The 18,724-nt window shown below is 64.2% G+C and carries 19 protein-coding genes and 1 tRNA gene; 15 read left to right on the top strand and 5 right to left on the bottom strand.

Annotation, left to right across the window (positions count from 1 at the left end):
• Positions 1–175 precede the first annotated feature (175 nt).
• The 5 genes from IU452_RS08100 to IU452_RS38010 all read left to right on the top strand — a co-directional run bounded on the left by IU452_RS08100 (position 176) and on the right by IU452_RS38010 (position 5,560).
• Positions 176–1,522 carry a WS/DGAT domain-containing protein gene (locus IU452_RS08100; protein ID WP_195108340.1) on the top strand — a complete coding sequence of 449 codons (1,347 nt, stop codon included), beginning with the start codon at positions 176–178 and terminating at the stop codon, positions 1,520–1,522.
• A 58-nt stretch (positions 1,523–1,580) separates the two neighbouring features.
• Positions 1,581–2,387: a phytanoyl-CoA dioxygenase family protein gene (locus tag IU452_RS08095; protein WP_195108951.1), complete on the top strand. Its 807-nt coding sequence runs from the start codon at positions 1,581–1,583 to the stop codon at positions 2,385–2,387.
• An 18-nt stretch (positions 2,388–2,405) separates the two neighbouring features.
• Positions 2,406–3,386: a nuclear transport factor 2 family protein gene (locus IU452_RS08090; protein ID WP_195108339.1), complete on the top strand. Its 981-nt coding sequence runs from the start codon at positions 2,406–2,408 to the stop codon at positions 3,384–3,386.
• Between the two features lie 41 nt (positions 3,387–3,427).
• Complete coding sequence (locus tag IU452_RS08085; RefSeq protein ID WP_195108338.1) at positions 3,428–3,958, top strand: 3-oxoacyl-[acyl-carrier-protein] synthase III C-terminal domain-containing protein; 531 nt, start codon at positions 3,428–3,430, stop codon at positions 3,956–3,958.
• A gap of 363 nt (positions 3,959–4,321) precedes the next feature.
• Positions 4,322–5,560 (top strand): endonuclease domain-containing protein, encoded by a 1,239-nt coding sequence (locus IU452_RS38010; protein ID WP_228817045.1) that lies wholly within the window; start codon positions 4,322–4,324, stop codon positions 5,558–5,560.
• Between the two features lie 117 nt (positions 5,561–5,677).
• Here IU452_RS38010 and IU452_RS08075 read toward each other — a convergent pair whose 3' ends face one another.
• A complete protein-coding gene (locus tag IU452_RS08075) occupies positions 5,678–6,049 on the bottom strand; it encodes a hypothetical protein (RefSeq protein ID WP_195108337.1) in 372 nt (123 codons plus the stop codon).
• A gap of 774 nt (positions 6,050–6,823) precedes the next feature.
• Here IU452_RS08075 and IU452_RS38005 point away from each other — a divergent pair.
• From IU452_RS38005 to IU452_RS08055, 4 genes are all read left to right on the top strand, one after another.
• Complete coding sequence (locus IU452_RS38005) at positions 6,824–8,749, top strand: Shedu immune nuclease family protein (protein ID WP_228817043.1); 1,926 nt, start codon at positions 6,824–6,826, stop codon at positions 8,747–8,749.
• A 126-nt stretch (positions 8,750–8,875) separates the two neighbouring features.
• Positions 8,876–8,960: transfer RNA gene (locus IU452_RS08065), tRNA-Ser, on the top strand.
• Positions 8,961–9,417: 457 nt separating this feature from the next.
• Entirely contained in the window at positions 9,418–10,335 is a 918-nt protein-coding gene (locus IU452_RS08060) for a hypothetical protein (RefSeq protein ID WP_195108336.1), read from the top strand.
• 2 nt (positions 10,336–10,337) lie between these two features.
• Positions 10,338–11,105, top strand: coding sequence for a class I SAM-dependent methyltransferase (locus IU452_RS08055; protein WP_195108335.1), 768 nt, complete (start codon positions 10,338–10,340; stop codon positions 11,103–11,105).
• On the opposite strand, the gene IU452_RS08050 is transcribed toward IU452_RS08055, so the two are convergent.
• The 3 genes from IU452_RS08050 to IU452_RS08040 form a co-directional block, all read right to left on the bottom strand.
• The gene (locus tag IU452_RS08050; RefSeq protein WP_195108334.1) at positions 11,102–11,659 is read right to left on the bottom strand and encodes a hypothetical protein; all 558 of its coding nucleotides are present in this window, start codon (positions 11,657–11,659) and stop codon (positions 11,102–11,104) included. The genes IU452_RS08055 and IU452_RS08050 overlap by 4 nt on opposite strands.
• Positions 11,656–12,129, bottom strand: coding sequence for a transcriptional regulator (locus IU452_RS08045; RefSeq protein WP_195108333.1), 474 nt, complete (start codon positions 12,127–12,129; stop codon positions 11,656–11,658). The genes IU452_RS08050 and IU452_RS08045 overlap by 4 nt, the downstream gene beginning before the upstream one ends.
• Before the next feature lie 517 nt (positions 12,130–12,646).
• Entirely contained in the window at positions 12,647–13,477 is an 831-nt protein-coding gene (locus IU452_RS08040) for a thioesterase family protein (RefSeq protein WP_195108332.1), read from the bottom strand.
• Between the two features lie 585 nt (positions 13,478–14,062).
• On the opposite strand from IU452_RS08040, the gene IU452_RS08035 reads away from it, so the two are divergent.
• The gene (locus IU452_RS08035) at positions 14,063–14,395 is read left to right on the top strand and encodes a hypothetical protein (protein WP_195108331.1); all 333 of its coding nucleotides are present in this window, start codon (positions 14,063–14,065) and stop codon (positions 14,393–14,395) included.
• Positions 14,396–14,484: 89 nt separating this feature from the next.
• Positions 14,485–14,628, top strand: a complete 144-nt coding sequence (locus IU452_RS08030) for a hypothetical protein (protein ID WP_195108330.1) — start codon at positions 14,485–14,487, stop codon at positions 14,626–14,628.
• Positions 14,629–14,854: 226 nt separating this feature from the next.
• Here IU452_RS08030 and IU452_RS08025 read toward each other — a convergent pair whose 3' ends face one another.
• On the bottom strand, positions 14,855–14,998 hold the full coding sequence (locus IU452_RS08025; RefSeq protein ID WP_228817041.1) for a hypothetical protein: 144 nt from the start codon (positions 14,996–14,998) through the stop codon (positions 14,855–14,857).
• A 159-nt stretch (positions 14,999–15,157) separates the two neighbouring features.
• On the opposite strand from IU452_RS08025, the gene IU452_RS08020 reads away from it, so the two are divergent.
• The 4 genes from IU452_RS08020 (at position 15,158) to IU452_RS08005 (ending at position 18,441) form a co-directional block, all read left to right on the top strand.
• The gene (locus IU452_RS08020; RefSeq protein WP_195108328.1) at positions 15,158–15,337 is read left to right on the top strand and encodes a hypothetical protein; all 180 of its coding nucleotides are present in this window, start codon (positions 15,158–15,160) and stop codon (positions 15,335–15,337) included.
• Between the two features lie 252 nt (positions 15,338–15,589).
• Positions 15,590–16,162, top strand: a complete 573-nt coding sequence (locus tag IU452_RS08015; protein ID WP_195108327.1) for a hypothetical protein — start codon at positions 15,590–15,592, stop codon at positions 16,160–16,162.
• A 777-nt stretch (positions 16,163–16,939) separates the two neighbouring features.
• Positions 16,940–17,989 carry an aldo/keto reductase gene (locus IU452_RS08010; RefSeq protein ID WP_195108326.1) on the top strand — a complete coding sequence of 350 codons (1,050 nt, stop codon included), beginning with the start codon at positions 16,940–16,942 and terminating at the stop codon, positions 17,987–17,989.
• Between the two features lie 113 nt (positions 17,990–18,102).
• Positions 18,103–18,441 carry a Dabb family protein gene (locus tag IU452_RS08005; protein ID WP_195108325.1) on the top strand — a complete coding sequence of 113 codons (339 nt, stop codon included), beginning with the start codon at positions 18,103–18,105 and terminating at the stop codon, positions 18,439–18,441.
• Positions 18,442–18,724: the final 283 nt, after the last annotated feature.

The raw sequence follows: 18,724 nt of genomic DNA, 5'->3' as shown, positions 1-18,724 counted from the left end.
CGATCTTCTACTACAGACGGTAGCACCGCGGCCCCGGTCGAACGATGGTTTCGAGATCTTCTCGTTATCGTCCCGGTCGGCGGATACAAGATCGATTTCCTTGGGCGGCAGCGGCTTCCGAGATTCGCTATGGGTTAGCGGTGGCGCCCGGGGTCGGGGCGGATAGGGTCGTGCGATGCCCGCGCTGACTCCGCAGGATGCGACCAGGTACTGGCTGTCCCGCCGGTCCGGTAATGATCTGTTCCTGCTGTACTGCTTCGAGGAGTCGGAGCGATCGACCGAACGATTGCGCGCCCTGGTGGCCGCTCGCAGTGCGCGCATTCCGGATCTGCGGGTGCGGGTGCGGGAGCGGCGCTTCGCCTATCCCGACTGGGTGCCTTGTGAATTCGCCGAGGATCAGGTGGTCGAGCATGCCGTATCGAATCCGGTATGGCCGAATATCGTTGCCGCGCTGGGGGACTTGCTGGGAGATTCACTGGCCGCCGAGGACCGTGCGTGGCGATTGCATTTGTTTCGCCATGTCACCGGCGCGCCCGCTGGTGAGGGAGACGCACTCGTCGCTGTGCTTCAGCTTTCGCATGCCCTTGCCGATGGCCGGCATGCGGCCGCGATTGCGCGCAGCTTGTTCACCGACTCCGATCCGGGCGATCGGGTGGCCGGTACTCGTGCCGGGGTTCGCACTGCGCTGGAAGACACCGCGGCAGAGGCTATCGCTCTGGCCCGGTTTCCATTGAAGTTGGGACACACGGTGGTTCGTGGCCTAGCTGCGGAACGAGCGCGAAGGGCCTTGGCCGAGAGTACCTCTCGCGGAGAGGTACCGGCACCGGCGCCGGAGGTGGCCGCGACCCTGCTCAACCTCGGGCCGCCACCGCGGGCGCACGCGGTCCGAATGCTGGTTCGTGACGATCTCCGAGTGCCCGGATACACGATCACCGTCGTGGCATTGACGGCGATCGGTGCGGCCCTGTCGCGCTATCTCGAATCCCGCGCGGCGCCGAGCGCAGACCTCGCGGCTCAGGTCTCCATGGCGCGGCCGAACCCGGATGGCCACGCCCGCAACAATTATCGTGATCTCGCCGTCGAACTGCACACCGCGGAGCCGGACCACCGCCGCCGCGCCGACCACATCGCGGCCACCCTCGCCGCCCGCCGCACCCGCGCCCACCACCCGCTCCTGTCCGCCCAGGACCGCGTCACCGCGACCCTCCCGGCCCCACTGCTGCGGCGCGATGTCGCGACCTACCCCCTCGATCGGCCGCCGACGACCCTCACCGGCCACACGGTCGTCTCCAGCGTCAACCGCGGCCCCGCCGACCTCACCTTCGCCGACGGCCCGGTTCGCTTCACCGCCGGTTTTCCCGCCCTCGGCACCGTCATGCACCTGACCCACGGCATCCACGGCCTGGGCCACACGATCACGGTCTCGGTACATGCCGACCCAGCGGTCGTCCCCGACCCGGACCATTACGCCGCCTTACTCGACGCTTCTCTCACCGAGGTCGTGGAGCGACTGCGGGAGTAGTCGTGGCTTAGGACACCAAGTGGCCCAACCGGTGCCTACCGTGGGTGGCGTGAATGAGATGCGAGAGCATTCGGTGTCGGCTACGACCACCGAAACCATTACGGTCCAGACGTTTTCCGATGAGGCCGTGGCGCGGTACCGCACGGAGGGGTATCTGCACGTTCAGAATGTGTTGACCGAGGAGGAGGTGGGGGAATTCCTGGCCGACGCCCGCGAACAGCTCGACCGGGCGAACGACAACGCGTACTGGGACCATCCCGACGGTGGGAAGGTGATGGATTGGGTGGTCGAGCCGGAACGCAAGAGTGAACTCATGCGGCGGCTCGCGCTGCATCCGGGCATCACCGGGATCGCGGAACGGCTGGCCGGGCGGCCGCTGCGCATGTTCAAGTCCGAACTGCTGCGCAAGCGCCGCACCGGCGGGGCGCCGACGCCGTTGCACCTCGATGAGCCGGCCTTTCCGATCGGCGGGGCGCCGGTGACCCTGACGGCGTGGGTCGCCCTGGTGGATGTCCCGGTGGAGCGCGGCTGCCTGACCTTCATCCCCGGCTCCCACCACTGGCCCGACGGCGAGGAACCGACCTTCGACGACCCGTTCGAGCGGCGTCCGGGGCTGCGGTGGCGACCGCGGGTCACGGTCCCGCTGCGGGCGGGTGACTGCACGTTCCACCATGCCCGCCTCATCCATCTGGCCGGTACCAATGAGACCGACGTCGACCGCATCTCCCTGACATCGGTCTACATGGACGCCGACGCCGTCTTCCGCCCCAGGCAGGGCTCCGGATACCAGGACCACGTCCCGGACCTCGAGCCCGGCCAGCCCTTGAACACCGACCGCTATCCGCGAGTCGGAATCGAGGTGTAGGCCGCGACGCCCGAACATGTGACGGAGATCTCGAAGCATTGTTTGCTGTTGATTTGCCATTGCATTATGGCTTCAACCTCAATGCTTCGAAGGAAGGAAGCGGGCATGGCTGATTCATCGGTGTTCCCGCTCGAGGACAGTGCCGTCATCGATGAGTTCGCCGCACGGCTGTCGGGCCGCGACGTCGAGGGCGTCATGGCGCTGTTCGCCGAGGACTCGGCCGTGGTGGTTCCCTTTCAGCCGCCGGGCTTCCCAACCGCGATGGTCGGGCGTGCGCAGATCCGAGAAGCTTTGGCGCTCTTGGCGATCTATGAACCCGCGCCGTTCTCCATGCGCGTCGACACCGTGAAAAAGCTGCCGCAGCACGGCAGATGGCTGGCGCACCTCGAAGGTTGCATGGTGGTGCGCGCGACGCAGCGCACCTATCGAAACCGGTACCTCGCCAATTTCCGCATGGAAGACGGCAAAATAGCCCACCTCACCGTGCTGCACAATCCGCTGGTCCAGCTCGCGTCGTACGACTGGATATCGCCCGACGATATCGACGATACGAGGTGGGAGCACGATGCGGTCGAACGCTACTACGATCTGTTGTTCGCCCACGATCACGCCTCGATGCTGGATATGGTCACCAACGACGTCGAATACAGCTGGCCCTGCCATATGCCCGGCCTACCCGATCGGATCGCCGGCCGAGACGAGCTGCGCGCCCGGGCATTGAACGGCTTCGCCGAACTGTGGAGCCCGGGCGGGCTGGCGCACATCAGAATTCGCCCGCTCGCCACCCCGCACACCTGGCTCGCCGACGCCGAGGGTGATCTTTCGGCCCGCCTGAGCGGCCGCCCCTACCGCGCCCGATTTCGCGGAGAAATCCACTTCCACCACGGCAAAATCGCCCGCGTAACACAGTTCGCCAATCCACTCGACCAAATCATGTCCCTGGGTGCCGACATCCCCGGCATCAACGCACCGGGCTCGGGCATCGACCTCGCGCACTGATCGGCCCACCGGACTTTGGTGGATAGGCAGTATGTCCCGCCATGGGCTTGTTCCTTGCCGATGGCGCCGCAGCCGTTGTTCTAACCAAAGATGGCGGATTTGCCCGTCTCATTTCTACCGTCCACCGTTCGGTTCCCGAACTCGAAAACCTGGCTACCGTAACCAAACACGGCAAGTCGAGCGGGCCGATACTTGTCATGGAGGAAAATCTCGAACCCCACCAGGAAACTCTCGGAGGGGCAATGCAGGACATCATTTCCCGAGCCCTGAAAGCAGCCGAAATCAAACCCGAAGATCTGACCCGCGTTGTCATCACGGGATTGGGGCTCGCTCCGCTGTCCGCGCTCGTTCTGGAACCGTTGGGCATCCCGGTCGACCGGACCACATGGTCACTGCAACGTCAGCTCGGCCACGTCGGTTCCTGCGACCAGCTACTCGGACTCGACCACGTCATCCGCGAACAGTCACTTCGGCCCGGAGACTCCATTCTGGTTTTCGGCACGGGCCTGGGCTTCCGCTTCACCTGCGCCGTACTCGAAATCACCGAACAAGCCACGGCCACACCCGCATGACGCGGACGGGTTGTCCCGCGATGCGAAAAACGCCTCTGACCAGGCCGCTAGGCTCAGGTCAGAGGCGTTTGCCGTGGCGGAGGATAGGGGATTTGAACCCCTGTTCAACCGCAGGTGAAACATCACTTTTGTTGTTTTCGCAGCACTTCACGACCATTCGGCGCGATGGGCGACACAAACGTTAGGCGAGGTGTTGACTTGGTCAACACCTTCAGGTGAGGTGGTTCGGAGTGGGATCTCTTGGCTTCTCGCTACATCTTCTGCTCCCCTGCTGCCTAAATGACCTCGCCTGTCCCGGGCTTCGGATAGGGACGCCCCGCGACGTAGCTCTCGTTGTCAGTGCCCTGGGGCATACTGCGTCGCATGGGAATGGAGGCTGCTCAACGAGACTGGATCTGCGTGTCGGATGAGCCCGACCGGTGGCTGGAGCAGGAACTCGCGCGAATCCACAAGGAGTTGCTGGTGGACCCCAGCGGTTGTACTCATCCGTATGTCGTGGGGCCGGACGGACGGATCCACAGTCGTCAGGGAAAGGAATGGGGCACCAGGACCTGGGCGATGTTCGAGCGGCGGTATGTGGGTGAGTACGTCGGGGAGGAGTGGCATCTCAAGCGGATTGTCAGCCGCCCCGATCGGCCTATACCCGCCGACGGACAGGTGGTCGTCCCTGTTCATCGGACTATTGAGGCAGCCGAGCAACCCCTGCGTGAAGCGGCGCAGCGGCGGCGCGACTACCTCATCCGTACCGCCCGAAACCAGATCATCGACGAAATGCTCCGTCGCACAACGCCTCAGATCTCCGATGGCAATCCCGTCAAACCGAAGAGCCTCAATGATCTTCCATCCCATAGACAGGTTCACTGGCTGGCGACGTTGGCCAATAGGGCGTCGATTCCGGCCCGCTACACGACGGTGCAGGATTTTGTCGTGGCCATGGCCGAAAAGACATGTGCCTGGTGGCATGTCACCACGACCGATCAGGAGCTTGAAGCGGTTTTGGGTACCGATGGCCGGTATCACCTTCGGCTCGGTGAACGACTCGTCTGCGCCGAACGATATGTGCGAGGTCGCGACGAACCGGCTATCACGGGCCTGACCACACACCGGGAGGACTACCACTGGTGGACCGATGGCACCCGCTTCCAGGAATGGGCACCTCGGCTACCGGATGGTACGTATGACCACGACAAGGTGCAGTGGTGGGAGTGCTACGACTGGCCGGTGGAGCTGACCACGACGGTCTGCCGGCCTGGGGACGTGCCGTGGGTACAGCGATGCTCGACCGCGGAGTCACGAGTGTGGTGGCCGGAGCACAAGGACCCGTCCGGCCCGATCGGACAGCTATTCCGGCAGCTGAGCAACGAGTTCGGCCGGACCTGCCACGCGTGCCGCTACGCCCCGGCGATGGTCGTCGACCACGATCACCAGACGGGGTTTGTTCGTGGATTGCTCTGTCGACGCTGTAATAACGGCGTGGATTCCTGTCTGCACGTGTCCGGGTGCCGGTGGGCGGACTATCTGAACAAACCACCAGCGGAACGTTTGCAACTGGTGTACCCGACACCTGGACGTGCGCGAGGTCGACGAGCCGGAGGTCGCTGATCTGGTGATGCCGAAGACTCAGGCGAGCACCGGATTCCGTCCTACTGACAGACCGTGAAGTCGGTGTTGTCCGGGTAGGTATGGGGTGGCCGCGGGGGAGCCCACGGCCACCGGCCGTTAGTTCTCCTGATTAGTGTCGTCGATCAGCTGGAATTTGCGGATAATCTCGGATTCCATATAGAGGTTGTACTCTTTGGCGCCACGATCGGCTTTGAATTTCCCGGCGTCGAATTGCGGTTCCACATAACTGTCGTACAGTCCGGATCGGCGGCCTTGACCAGTTCGGCGTTGAATCGTCGTCGCCCCTCGCCCCTCGCCCATCGTCCATGTGGCGATGCCAGCAATTCCCTGTGCGGTGCCGATAGCGATCTTCACCGTTGCTTCCGATCGCGCGATCTGAGCATCGAGATCCTTGACCTGCCCTTCGAGCCGCGCCTTCTCTGCAGCCAACTCCAGCAGACGCCGATTCGGACACGCGCGTGTCCTCATCGCGCCGCCTGGGCAACTCGCTTTTGAGGTACAGCCGCGCCGCTGCCATCACGTCTCGCGCCTCGTCCTGGGTGAGCCGGAAGATCTCACTGCGGGGACGCACCAGTCTGGCTGCGTACCGACGCTTGATGAATTGCTCCCCCTCAAGGGCATACTTGGTCTCGATATGATCGAACAGGGTGAGCGTCTTAGGGCAGCCAACCTGCAATTGTCCGCGTCGTAGGTCGAGGCCGTTCACTGTTTTCCGATCTTGAACAGATCGCCACGGCCCCATACGGAAGCAATAGATGTAACCCATGGTAATAAACTCCTTTGCTATCAAGACGTTTCGGCGATCAGCCGCACCCCCGTCGTTGAGCCACCTGATGCGGCACCACTGCATGGTGGCATCGGGCACCGACAAAAGCCTTTCTGTCAACGGCTTTCAGACCGCTGAAATCGCACGACCGGTCGGATTGTTTGCGTCGCAAGAAACCTGACGGTCGACAGCAAAGCAACGACGGCGGCGCGAGTGGGGCGGGAACGGCGAACTTGTCGGTACCCTTCTGCATCATTAGGTGTAATCCTCATGGCAGAGTCAGCTCTCGACTGTTCAGGAATACGATGCAGCTCAATCAGTGTGACTACCCTCGCGTTGAAGGCCGGCGAGATGTTCCAGCTGTCGGTGCTCCGGGTGGCCATGACCACTCAGACCGCAGCGCGTGCAGGCACAGCACCGACCGCCAGTGCAACGACAGTCCAGTCCCTTTTGTCGGGTTGGGATGAGGGGCGCGGATGACGAATCGATGGCTGGTGATAGCGAGCGATAAGGTCGGAAGCTATGTCAGTGACGCATCCGGCAACTGGGATGACGCACACTGTTCTTCACTTACGGCCCCGCTGTCCGCTGCGGTGGGCGATGACGTAATCCTATGGCGAAGTGGAAAAGCTACCGCGAGCGGGATCGCCGCCATCGGTCGTATCACGATGGCGACACCAGCGGTTGAGCCGTTGAAAGCGGCGGTCTGGGAGGCACTGCCATCACGGTCAGGTGCGTCAGGAAGCAGTACTGAGCCCGCGCCGAAGCCGGACAGGTCCAACATCAGAGTCAATTTCGACGTGCTACTCCTCGGAAAACCACTGTTGGAGGAGACGTTACGGACCGCATCCCTGTCCGGGTTGGTCAAGCAAGCGCGGGCTCTTGCCCGTCGATACGGTTCTTCTATTGATGCGCTGGAACTTACAGACGACCGATGGCTCACACTCAAGCGGTTAGCTGAAGGTTCGCAGCCGCCTTCCGAATGGCCGCTTGCGTGGGACATCGCTCCGGGCACGGTCCTCGGACGGTCCGAGTTGCATCGCGTCTACGGCGGCACGCCGGGGCCAATCGCCGTATGCGCTCGAACCCCCAACATCTTCCTGTTCATCAAGAGAATTGGTGAGTTCGCTTATCTCACACCCACCTGGGTCGACGAGACTCTCCTTGTGCCTGGCCATCCCGCCGATGAGGGGTATGGAATCGCTCACGAGAATCACGCTCTTATCGGCCACATCAACAGAGGGCTACCGCTGCGTGTCTTTGAGCTCCGTGAGAGCGACTGCCTTTATATAGGTGAATTTGCCGTGGACCAGGGCAAACCTGTCGATCGATTGGCCAGGGCTGGCACAAGGAAAATTGGCCATACCGCGCGGGACAGGCTCCGTCGTAAGCCAGTTGTCCCAGATGTCGAACCACACCCTGACACGGCGAGAACTCAAAACCAGACCGTCCCGGTGCTGCGGCTACGTCAATTGAACGGAATACGCCTGTTCGCCGGGGAGCCCGATCCGTTCGACTCTGCTCCGCGAATCCATCTGGCCCTCCGTTCAACAACCGAGCATGCCAGGGACAGCGACGAGTACGACAAGATCGAGGATCCAACGGGCACCGGCTCTTCGGCGGAACATGCGGTGGGTATGACCACTGATGAGGAAGATCGGCTGGTTGCCGCTTATAGGGCCGATCCGGAGCGGTTTCGTCAACTTATTGCTGACGATGAGGCTGCACGCGATGTTGTTGCGATGGCACATCGCAGACGTCAGGTCGAACGATTCCGGCGCTTGTTGGCCGACGACGACTACTTCGACGAGGAGGAGGCCAGAGTAGGTGGCTGTGGGCCGGAGCGAGTATGGCAACGCTTCTTCGAAGACAACCCCTGGATCTTCGGCGTATCGCTAGCTGGACAGCTGCTAACCTCCTGGAGCGACGAGAAATTGGAACAGGTGGTCACCGGAGCATCGATCTCTGGGGTCGGCAAACGAACCGACGCGCTGCTCCGGACATCTGGGCGAATCAGGTCGCTGGTGTTCGCCGAAATCAAGACTCACAAGGCGAACCTTCTGTCAAAGGAGTACAGGTCAGGATGCTGGCCGCCGTCCACCGACCTGTCGCGCGGTGTAGCTCAGGCGGTGAGCACAGTTCACTTGGCGGTGAACAAGATTGACGAGCGCCTGCAAAGCAATGCATCTGACGGGAGCGAAATCCCTGGAGACTACACCTACCTGCTGCGTCCCCGCTCGTACCTGGTCATTGGGCAGCTCGACGAGTTTCTGGGCAAGGACGGAGGACATCACAGAGACAAGATCCGATCGTTCGAACTGTATCGCCGCAACCAAGTCGATCCAGAGGTGCTGACCTTCGATGAGCTACTAGCGCGAGCTGAATGGTCGGTGACGCATTGACTGTAGACCAAGATGACTCGACGACGGCGCTGCGAGGTGTAGTGGCGTGAGTCACGACAGCTGTGCAGAGCCGCAGGTTGGGGGCCGTTTTTACACCGGTACCCAGCAGACTGTATGCTGCTCGGCGGAGGATTCGCCTAGTGGCCTATGGCGCTCGCCTGGAACGCGGGTTGGGTTAACGCCCTCAGGGGTTCAAATCCCCTATCCTCCGCGGCCAAAACCGCTGGTGGTGCCCGGATATGGGCTTCTACCAGCGGTTTTTCGTTTCGTGCCGATCGGCATATTTGTTGACCGCGTGTTGACCGCGGGCGGTTTGCCCGGTTTTCGGGTGCTCCCCCGTGGGTGGAAAAGGCGGAGTTGGCGTGGGCTCTGGCTGTTGCGAGCGCGGCACGGGCGGGATGCGGGTGCACCGCGCTGGAATCTGGTGGAGGCGCGGGCGGTTCGGCGCGCGGCGAGGCGCAGCGAGCGCCCGGCACTGTGAGGGCGACGGAGGCGGCACCGGGCAACCGGTAGGTGTCGCCAGGTCTCCGGGGGCTGGGCGTTGTGGTGGGCACCCGGGCTCGTTCCCTGGCTGGTCGAGTGGTGATCGTGGGGGATAGGGGTTGTTGGCGGGCCGGTCACGCTCGCGTTGCGAGGCTGGGGAGGGTCGTGTTCGGATGTTGCGGCATATGGGGGTGTTCGGGAAGTGGAAGGTGCGGTTGATGCAGTCGGCGGTGGTGTCGGCGACGGTGGTCTCCGCGGTCCTGTTGTGGATCGGGATCGTGATCCAGTTGGTGGTGCGCCGTGGTGAGCCGCATCGGGAGGTGTTGTTCGCGACGGCTGCCTATGCCCTGGTCGCCACCCTGTTCCTGCCCCCGGTCGCGGTCCGGGTCGCTGAGCTGATCGGTTCGGACCGGCCGTGCAACGTCTTCCTGAATGTGTGGAACGTGGTCACCTCGGGGCTGATGATCTTCGCGGTGGCGGCTCCGCGTGGGGTCCGGTCGGCCGCGAGCGCGGCGGCAGTGGGGATTGTCGTCGCGTCGGGGGTGTGGTGGATGGCGGTCACGTTCGTGCCGTCTCCGGCTGGCTGCGTGACCTCGCTCGATGTGCCCGCGACCTCGGTGTACTGGTGGGTGCTGATCAGCTGGCATCTGATCGCGCACGCTACGGTGCTGGTCGCGGTGTTTCGTGACCTGTCGATGGTTCCTTCCACCGCGCGGTGGGAGCGGATCGGTGTGTGGTGGTACGTGGTGGGATTCTCCGCGTCGGGCGCGTATTGGCTCACACTCGTGGGGGTGCTGGTGACCGAACGCCGCTACCCGGTGTTGACCACCGTGGCCAACGGTGGCTGGTTTCCGGCCACGGTGATGACTCTCACCGGGGCTGTCTGGTGGATCGTGGGTGGACGGGCGATGCATTACGGTCGTGCGGTGGTGGAGTTCTGGCGCGCCTACCGAGGCCTCGCGGCACGGGGATGGTCGCAGGCCGAGCGGCAGGAGTTGTGGGCGCAGTCGTTGCGGGGCTGGTATCTGTCGCCCGCCAAGGCCGCGTATCGCGTTCGAGTTGCTCAGGCCGATCATGCGATCAGCCGATCCGGAGAGAAGTGAGAATGCCGAATTCGAAATTGAGCGCAGGCGGGGTGGACGACGCGGCGCGTCTGCGCGTGATCAGCGGTGCCGCCGATCAGCCGACGCGGGCGGTGATCAGCGCCCTGGAACTGCCGACCGCGTCGAGGGTGCTCGATATCGGCGCAGGGAACGGGTCTGTCGCCTGGTGGATGGCTGCTGACGCCTTTCCCGGCGGGCAGGTCGTCGCGCTGGATACCGATACGACATTGCTGGAGGCCGAACCGCTGCCGGGCAACTGCGCTGTCGTCCGTGCCGACATCGCCGAATACGCGTGTGACCCTGATACTTTCGACCTCGTTCACGCGAGGTTCGTGCTGTCGCATCTGGCCGACCGCGACCGCATCTGCGCCACGGTGGTGCAATGGCTGCGCCCGGGCGGCTACTTCGTGGTCACCGAGCCCTTCTCGTTGGGAACTTGCAGCCTGTATCCGGCGGTCAACGAGGTCTTGGGTGCCTACGAACACTATTGCCAGACAACAGGGTTCGACCTGTCCTGGGCGCGGCGCGTGCCCGCCGTGATGCAGCAGAGCGGTGCGCGGGTGGTGGATGTGCGGACGTCCGCGGGCCGGTTGGGTGGCGGTCCTGGCGTCGATCGGTGGGATCCGCTCATTCGCCGGGTGGCCGATGATCTCGTCGGTGCCGGCCTGGATGCGGGCACGCTCGACAGGTTCTTCGCGCTGTGTGCGGATCGGGATGTGTATGACGTGCCGCAGGTGATCGTGACCGTGGTGGGCCGCCGACCCGATTAGTCTGTCGGCCGCTGATGGGGGGCCGGGGGTGGGGTGAGCCCGTAGCGCATCCGCGCGAGTGTGCGCCGGTCACCGGGAGAGTAGGCGGGGCTGAAGGCGAGTAGTTCGGCGAACGCCTCGGCTTCTCGTTCGATAGGAATGGACAAGTCCGCGCGCTTATGGGCACCGAGCAGGCTGCGGATGTGCTCGGGATCGGTGAACAGATCGTCACCGAACAGCCGTGAGATCTCCTCGACGCTGATCACGCCGCGCGGGTCGTGGTTCAGCAGCAGGTGAGCGTATTCGTGGCCGATGCATTGGGCCGTCCACTCCGCTGGCCCGTCGTCGCGGACGATCATGATGTCGGTGTCGCCGACGGCGAAGGTCATCGCGTACACCCCGGCGCACCCGGCGTCGTCGACCCAGAAGTCCGCGGGCTGGCCGATGATCTGCACCCTCCGGCCCCGGTACTCGTCGACCCGGCGGCGGAACTCGTCCAGATCCCACGGCTGCGGAATCACGTCCTCGCGGACGAGCTGCCGGTAGAGCTTGCGGGCGCGCCGGGCCGCTCTCACGAGGGTTCTCCGAACTCTTCGCCACCGGGAGTGGCCGGAAGGTTCTCCAGGACCCGCGCGCTCTCGATGATCGTTGCCAGCCGCCGCAGCGTCGGCGCACTGAGTCCGGACGCGCGGATGGCCAGGTTCTGTGCCTGGTTGTCGCGCATCGACGCCAGCAGGTCCAGCCGCGCCTGATTCTCCTCGTCGGTCGGGCCGGGGAAGAAGTAGGCGGGATTGACCCGGAAGTACGACGCCAGCGCCTCGATCAGATCCATGCGCGGCGCCGTCACCCGGCCGTTGCGCAACTCGGACAGATACCCGGCGCTGAGCTTCATCCCGGTCTTGGCGGTGAAGTCCTCCAGGAACCGGGCCGCCGACATCGCCCGGCCGTCTTCGCGGGCCAACACCTCCAGAAGCTTGTTGAGCTTCTGCGCGAACGTGATCTCCTGCCTCGCCTCGCCGGTCGCGGGCTGCTTGCCCTCGCTCATCCTCAGAGCCTTTCTGGTCCACGTCCCCTACCCCAACCCCACCACCCACGACGTGCTCAGCGCCACCGATCCTGGCCGGGCCGGGTGCGCTGTGATACCGATCCTACGGCTCATTTGCACACAAGAACACTTCAGGCGCTACACTTCACACCCGTGAACGTTCACGCTTGTGAAGACAATCGACTGAATGGTGCTCCTTCGTGAAGGCTGGGTGGGGCGCGCGGGACCGCCGTGCGGAGCAGAGTCCGGGAGGACTTGGTTCAGGGGCGGGCGGTCGTTGGTGACGGGACGAGTGACGAGGGGTCGTTCCGGGCCGGGGGTCGACGGCTGTGGCATGCAGTGCTCGGCCGGTGCGAGCGCCGGACAGGGCTCCTGGGGCGGCACAGCATGTCCGGGGGTGTACCGATCTGAACTGTAGGAGGGGAGAGATCGGTACACCCCCGGACGCACGGTGCCAGCGAGGCGGGCCCCTCTCCGCCGATCCGGCCCACCAGGCGGACGCTGGCCGCCTCCGGTATCAGGGCGAGGAGGACTGGCTGAGTGGCACCGCGGTGCCCTTGAAGCGGATGAGCTGACGGCTCTGCGCTACCAGGGTATCGGTGGAGTCCCACAGCTCCACGTCTTCGTCGAACCACTGATTGCTGATCTGCTGCCCCCTGGCCCGCAGGGTGAGCCAACCCGGGGCGGGAGTGCCCCGGACATGCAGAGTCAGTTCGACGGTCACCATGAGCCCGTAGAGCCCCACGCCCAGCGCTACGGGGGGCTTGGCGTCGACAGCCAGCGCCATCATGCACGCGTCCGGCGGGTAGTCCTCTCGGAGCCGGAAGTAGGCGCGAATCTCCGGCGTTCCCGGCGGCCCTCCGTCGAGCCAGCCGACCGTCGTGGGGTCGAAACGCGCATCCAGTTTCTCCATGACTCGTCGGCCCGGGCTGAGCCGATGACCCGGATCGAAGGGAACGCATTCGTCCGGTGGCGGCAGCCGAGGCGGCCTGACCGTCCATGCGGCCTGCGCGTCGGCAGGCAGCGCGGCTGTCGTGACCAGTGCCTCGACGATCGTCTGGTCCGCCTGGATCAACGCGGCCCGCAGGGTGGCCGAGGACCGTCCCTGGCGGACCGTCTCCACCCGCACCTGTGCCGGTCCGGCGACCCCGGGACGCAGGAAATGCGCGCTGGTCGCCACCGGGTGAGGGAAGGGCACGGCGTCGAGTGCGGCGCGCAACAGGATGGCCAACAGGTAACCGCCGTGAGCAGACTGCGACACCTCGAGAACGTAGTCGGTGTCCACCGAGACACCGTAGAGTCCCGGGCCGATTCGCCGGGCCGCGGTCGCCTCCGCAAAACTGGTCATCGAGCACTTCTTCCGGGCTCTCGCCCGTCGGCAGCTGGGTACCGCACATGGTAGGCACCTGCGAGTCGTATTGGTTTGCAAACCGAAGGAAGTTGCTGGGCGGCCACCGGTCCGCCGATCCGTTCGGCAGCGGACTACCTGCCGTGCTGGATGTTCCAGACGGCGAGTTCGCCGGTTTCGGGATCGATGTAGCGGGACTCGATCAAATGCCCATGGGCGTCGTAGTAGCGTTCACGGTCGTAGCAGGGGCCCTAGTCGATGTCGATCCGCGTGGTGCCCTGCGGTATTCGAGGCATGCGCGGGTGGGCCTTCTCGCGCGGCTGATCGTGGGTGTGGTCGTTGGTGGTCATCGCGTCTCCGTTTCTGGATTGCGTTGGGCCACACCATGAACCCTCGGATTAGCCGGACAGTCAACCCGACTACTGACTGGAAATGGTTTTCTCACAACGATGTTGGTGTTTCCTTCGGCTTGACTTCATGGGCCGCAAGAGCGTCCATGGTGTCGTAGCCGAAAACGCCGGTAGCACACCGGGGGCTACGCCCCGGAAGGGGGCGCTACCAACCGAACTCGCAGCAGGAGACACCATGACCGACACGGCCACCATGACGACCTCGACCGCCGACAAGCTGTGGGCGGCTCTGCAGCAAGCGCCCGGGACGACGTCGAAGGAGCTGGCCGCCAGCGCCGGGATCGGGGGCTCGACCGCCCGCAAGCTGCTGGTCGCCCTCGGACGCACCGGCGGCGCGTACCGCACAGCCGGAGACGCGGACGGGTCGGCGCAGCGGCCCGCCGACCGCTGGTGGCCGCACATCGCCGCCGCCGACTGGTGGGTCAGCTACGACCGGGTGATGGCTCGACTGGCCGCCGTCGCCGCGCTGACCCGCTACCTGGAGACGAATCCTGATGTGCACGAGTGAATCCGGCGACGAGAAGCCCGCTGCCGATATTCGTGTCACGGTCGAGGTTGTCGACATGGGCGTCGGCGGGCCGCTGGTGCGAGGTGCGGATGAACGGGTGGCCGTGCGGGCACGTGGCGCGGCTGGAATATGGGTGGCGCAAGGTCAGCGCGCGCACCGGCCGCACGCGAGGCCCTTACTTCGATACCCCGGAAGCGGCGGCGCTCGCACTGGCCGCCGAATGGGGAAGCTGATCGCGATCGGCCGGTATCGAGGCTGTGGATTCCCTTGGCCTCGACGGCTCATCGCAGCCCGACGGGGCGGATGTCGATACTGATACCAGAAATGAGGAGGGCGGTATGACCGAGGGCGGGACCACGAGCGGCGATGGCATGGCAATCCCCAGCAACCCACTCGAAACACGCGATAGGCAGCATGAGCGGGCGTTCGAAGGCATCGGCCGGTGGGTGTGGGTGGTGTTCAGGATTGGTTTGCGGCGAGGGTTCGTAGCAGCCAGCGGGCGTAGTCGTGGAGTTGGTCATCGGTGGGCAGGACCGGGGGTGCGTCGGGAGTGAGTATCAGTGACTGCACCAGTCGGACGATGGTGGCGGCGAGGGTGTCCACGTGGGCAGGGTCGGTGACGATATCCGGTCGCACGGCGGCGATCTCGGCCGTCGACCTGCAAACCCCGGCGAAATGATCACGCTTGTGCGCCAGAACCCATGCTCATGGCAGCCGAAACCTCGGTGAAACATCGACTCGCGACGAGCCGATTCGACCATCGTGGAGTCCAATTACGCACCTGCCATAGCTTTGCTCGTCGGAATTCTCGTGCTCACCACCCTCGTCGTGGTGACACTTCGGTGGCGCGGCAAGTCCTGGCCGGTAGTGGTGCTCGGTGGTGTGGCCGCGGTGGTCATCGGCTACGTCGTGGGTCAAGCGGCGATCTTTCTGATGTGGTGAATACCGGTGCGATGCAACCGTGTTCGAGCTTGAAGTAGAACTCCGCCCACACCCGTGCTTCTGATTGGCGGATGCCGCCTTCCCGAACGCCCGACCGGCGGCATGAGCGGACATGTCATTACTTCTTGAACTGCCGGAGTCGAGCCGCAGGTTGGCGGAACTCCTTCAGGGCATTTTCACGTGTTCGCTTTCGCGAGCCTCTTGCAGCAGGTGAGTGTGGCCCCAGGTTTCAACTGGATAGGCTGGCCAACCGTGATCGAGATTCGGCATCTAGTTCTAGCCATCGTCGTGGCAACGAGTGTGACCGCCTGCGGTGGAGCGGAGCCGGACTCACCGACGCACCCAGCCTGCAACGCCAGCGCCCCAACCGGGACTGTGCTCGCCACCGAACAGCGCCCTGATGTGCCGTTCACAATCCAGGTTCCGCAACTGCCGGCCTGGCAGCAGACGCCAGTAGAAGGCGGCGATTCGGTGTTACGTATCGCCCTGGGTAAAGGCAATGCGACCGTCACCGTCCGCGTACTCCCCGCTCGCGATCGCGGGACCACATCCATTATGAGTGTCAGTATGGGCGACGGATGGCGCGAGTCGGGATCTGAGACCATTTCGGTGTGCGGTCTGGAGGCCTACAGGACTACCGGGATTTCCCCCGCCTCGGATGGGGACCTTCACAAGGAGCTTCTCGGGTTTTCTTACGATATAGGCGAAATGAACTACCCGATCATGATGTCCGCCCAGGCCCCCGCCGCCGAACGGGACACCTATCAATCCGATTTCGATACCTTCGTCAATGGACTGCAAATTGTGCCGCGAGGCACGCTCTGAGACGGCGTCTCACGTCGTTGTGGTTCGTTTGCGGCGTGTCGGAAGTGGTTGTGCCGCAGGCGCCATGAAGCACTGACACTCCGGCGAGGACCTCACTTGCGAACTGCACTCACCGGACTGGTTCGACCTGCTGTTCAGCGTCCACGTTCGCCGAAACTACCCGGTCGGGCCCGTGCCTCCCGCTGTTCGTAGATCGTCCACAGTCCGCGATGGCCGCTTCGGATCGCGCGGTATGCGGCATTACCGCGCGTCGCACCGAGCCGTGGCCGAGCAGCCAGTCTGGCATCCAGGTTACGGGCCTTCGACATGCCGCCAAGGCATTGACGCAAGACCACCCGTATTTGCGATATTCGCGACGGGCCCGCAGGAGCGCGGCGAATTCCTGGGTCGCGCCCATCGTGCCGCTCGTCATTTCTCTGGTCATACGGCAAGGATGGGACTGGCGTTACCAGGAAAAACTCTCCCTTCCCCAGGACCTGAGTGCGGCAACATACTGGTTATCGGTATGTGGAGTACGGCTCGGGTGGACACTGAGGGAGGAGTTTGGCGCCAGTGTCGCAGAGATCCGCCGGTGCTTGCGCGTCGGACCACGGCACTCACCTGGACAGCGCCGATAGCCAGTATCTGGCAGCTGAGGGGCCAGGGTTCGGTCCTGTTCTCCGGGGTCGCTCCCTGACAGGAGATCCTCGCACGCAGAGGGGCGCATCCACTGTGCACTCGTCGCTTTCCGATCCAGACCGATTTCCCGACACACGGATCACGACACAGGAGGACACGATGGCTCTGGCACTCGACACGTACCGGCTGCTGGGCCGCTCCGGGCTGCGGGTCTCGCCGCTGGCGCTGGGCGCTATGACCTTCGGCGCCGATTGGGGCTGGGGCGCCGACACCGCCGACGCGCGCAAGCTGTTCGACCTCTATGTCGAGCGTGGCGGCAACTTCGTCGACACGGCCAGCGGGTACACCAACGGCAGCTCCGAGCGTCTGCTGGGCGAGTTCACCCGGAACAATCGCGAAAGCCTGGTGCTGGCCACGAAGTACACGCAGTTGCGGCGACCGGGCGATCCGAATTCTGGTGGCAATCATCGCAAGAGCATGGTCGCGTCGGTGGAATCGAGTCTGCGGCGGATGAATACCGATTACATCGACCTGTTCTACCTGCACGTGTGGGACTTTACGACCCCGGCGGAGGAGATTCTGCGCGGTATGGACGATCTGGTCCGTCAGGGCAAGGTTCTGTACGTGGGGATCTCGAACGCGCCGGCCTGGGAGGTCTCGTACATGCAGGCCATTGCCGAGCTGCGTGGGTGGTCGCCGCTGGTGGCGCTGCAGATCGAGTACAGCCTGATCGAACGAACCGGCGAACGCGACATGATTCCGATGGCGCGCACGATGGGGCTCGGTGTGATCCCGTGGTCGCCACTGGGCAGCGGAGTGCTCACCGGCAAATACAGTCGCGCCGACCTGGCCGAGCAGGGCGTCGGCTCACGCGAGGCCTCGCGGAAGAACGTCGCCCGCACCCAGGGCACGCTCACCGAGCGCGGACTGGCGATCGCGGACGTCGTGAAAGACATTGCGACCGACATGGGTAGAACGCCCGCGCAGGTCGCGCTCGCCTGGACCCTGCAGAACCCCGGCGTGACGGCACCGATCATCGGCGCCCGCACCCCGGCTCAGCTGGAGGACAATCTGGGCGCCCTCGACGTTGAATTCGCCCCCGCCCAGCTGGCCCGCCTGAACGACGCCAGCGCGATCGACCTCGGCTATCCCCACCAGAAGCTGGCCCGCAGCCGCATCTTGGGCGGCATGAAGATCGAAACCCGCTGAGCCGCACCGTTACTCGAAGCCCACGATCCGCAGCCTCGGGCCCCCGCCCAACCCACGGACACAGCCGCTCAATGCCTGACCCGCCCGGTGATCAACAACCCGAGGAGGAACACATGAGCACCCTTCGTCAAGTCATGCTGTGCACCTGGAAACCGGGCACCACACAGGAGCAGATCCAGCTCGTCGGCGAGCGACTGACCCCAGATGCCCCAGTTCATCCCGGAGATCAAAAACATCGAATTCGGTCCCGATGCCCGGTATCGACTCCCAACCGCAGTGGTCCACGCAGGCACGCACCCCCACCGAACTACGACTTCGCCATCGTCCAAGACTTTGCCAACCAACAGTCCTACCTCGCCTACCGCGACCACCCAGCACACCAAGCCATCGCCGAGGAATGCTTCCTACCCATCCTCGCGCAGGCTGCCACGATCCAATTCCAGCTGGAGTGACCGGTACGGGTGCCGCAGCTGGTGACAAATGCTGGCTTTGCAAGTCACATCCGTTCACCACGCAGAGCCCAGGGCGTGGGGCGCCAGCGACCAGTCCGACGACATGACCACCCAGCAGCGCTGTGGGCCGTCTCCGATCGGTCTGACGCACGCTCATCGGCTAGTTAGAGACTGGTGTGTAGATCGGATCCCGGCCAGGATTCGGTTCAGGTGCCCGGTGGGGGTGCTCTCTCATTCGGCTGCCCACCGTCGTCGTTGGTGTGGCTCTCACATTGGCTTGCCT

This window comes from Nocardia transvalensis (assembly GCF_015477765.1).
GTDB lineage: Bacteria > Actinomycetota > Actinomycetes > Mycobacteriales > Mycobacteriaceae > Nocardia > Nocardia transvalensis_A.
This window is presented reverse-complemented; position numbering and strand designations above follow the sequence as displayed.

What these genes read in the sequence shown, in the direction of transcription:
- IU452_RS08040 (WP_195108332.1), bottom strand. Translation starts at nt 13,477, where the DNA reads ATGACCAGTTTTGCGGAGGCGACCGCGGCCCGGCGAATCGGCCCGGGA.
- IU452_RS08030 (WP_195108330.1), top strand. Translation starts at nt 14,485, where the DNA reads ATGAACGGGTGGCCGTGCGGGCACGTGGCGCGGCTGGAATATGGGTGG.
- IU452_RS08100 (WP_195108340.1), top strand. Translation starts at nt 176, where the DNA reads ATGCCCGCGCTGACTCCGCAGGATGCGACCAGGTACTGGCTGTCCCGC.
- IU452_RS08095 (WP_195108951.1), top strand. Translation starts at nt 1,581, where the DNA reads ATGCGAGAGCATTCGGTGTCGGCTACGACCACCGAAACCATTACGGTC.
- IU452_RS38005 (WP_228817043.1), top strand. Translation starts at nt 6,824, where the DNA reads ATGACGAATCGATGGCTGGTGATAGCGAGCGATAAGGTCGGAAGCTAT.
- IU452_RS08005 (WP_195108325.1), top strand. Translation starts at nt 18,103, where the DNA reads ATGAGCACCCTTCGTCAAGTCATGCTGTGCACCTGGAAACCGGGCACC.
- IU452_RS08035 (WP_195108331.1), top strand. Translation starts at nt 14,063, where the DNA reads ATGACCGACACGGCCACCATGACGACCTCGACCGCCGACAAGCTGTGG.
- IU452_RS08010 (WP_195108326.1), top strand. Translation starts at nt 16,940, where the DNA reads ATGGCTCTGGCACTCGACACGTACCGGCTGCTGGGCCGCTCCGGGCTG.
- IU452_RS08085 (WP_195108338.1), top strand. Translation starts at nt 3,428, where the DNA reads ATGGGCTTGTTCCTTGCCGATGGCGCCGCAGCCGTTGTTCTAACCAAA.
- IU452_RS08055 (WP_195108335.1), top strand. Translation starts at nt 10,338, where the DNA reads ATGCCGAATTCGAAATTGAGCGCAGGCGGGGTGGACGACGCGGCGCGT.
- IU452_RS08060 (WP_195108336.1), top strand. Translation starts at nt 9,418, where the DNA reads ATGGGGGTGTTCGGGAAGTGGAAGGTGCGGTTGATGCAGTCGGCGGTG.
- IU452_RS08045 (WP_195108333.1), bottom strand. Translation starts at nt 12,129, where the DNA reads ATGAGCGAGGGCAAGCAGCCCGCGACCGGCGAGGCGAGGCAGGAGATC.
- IU452_RS08075 (WP_195108337.1), bottom strand. Translation starts at nt 6,049, where the DNA reads ATGAGGACACGCGCGTGTCCGAATCGGCGTCTGCTGGAGTTGGCTGCA.
- IU452_RS38010 (WP_228817045.1), top strand. Translation starts at nt 4,322, where the DNA reads ATGGGAATGGAGGCTGCTCAACGAGACTGGATCTGCGTGTCGGATGAG.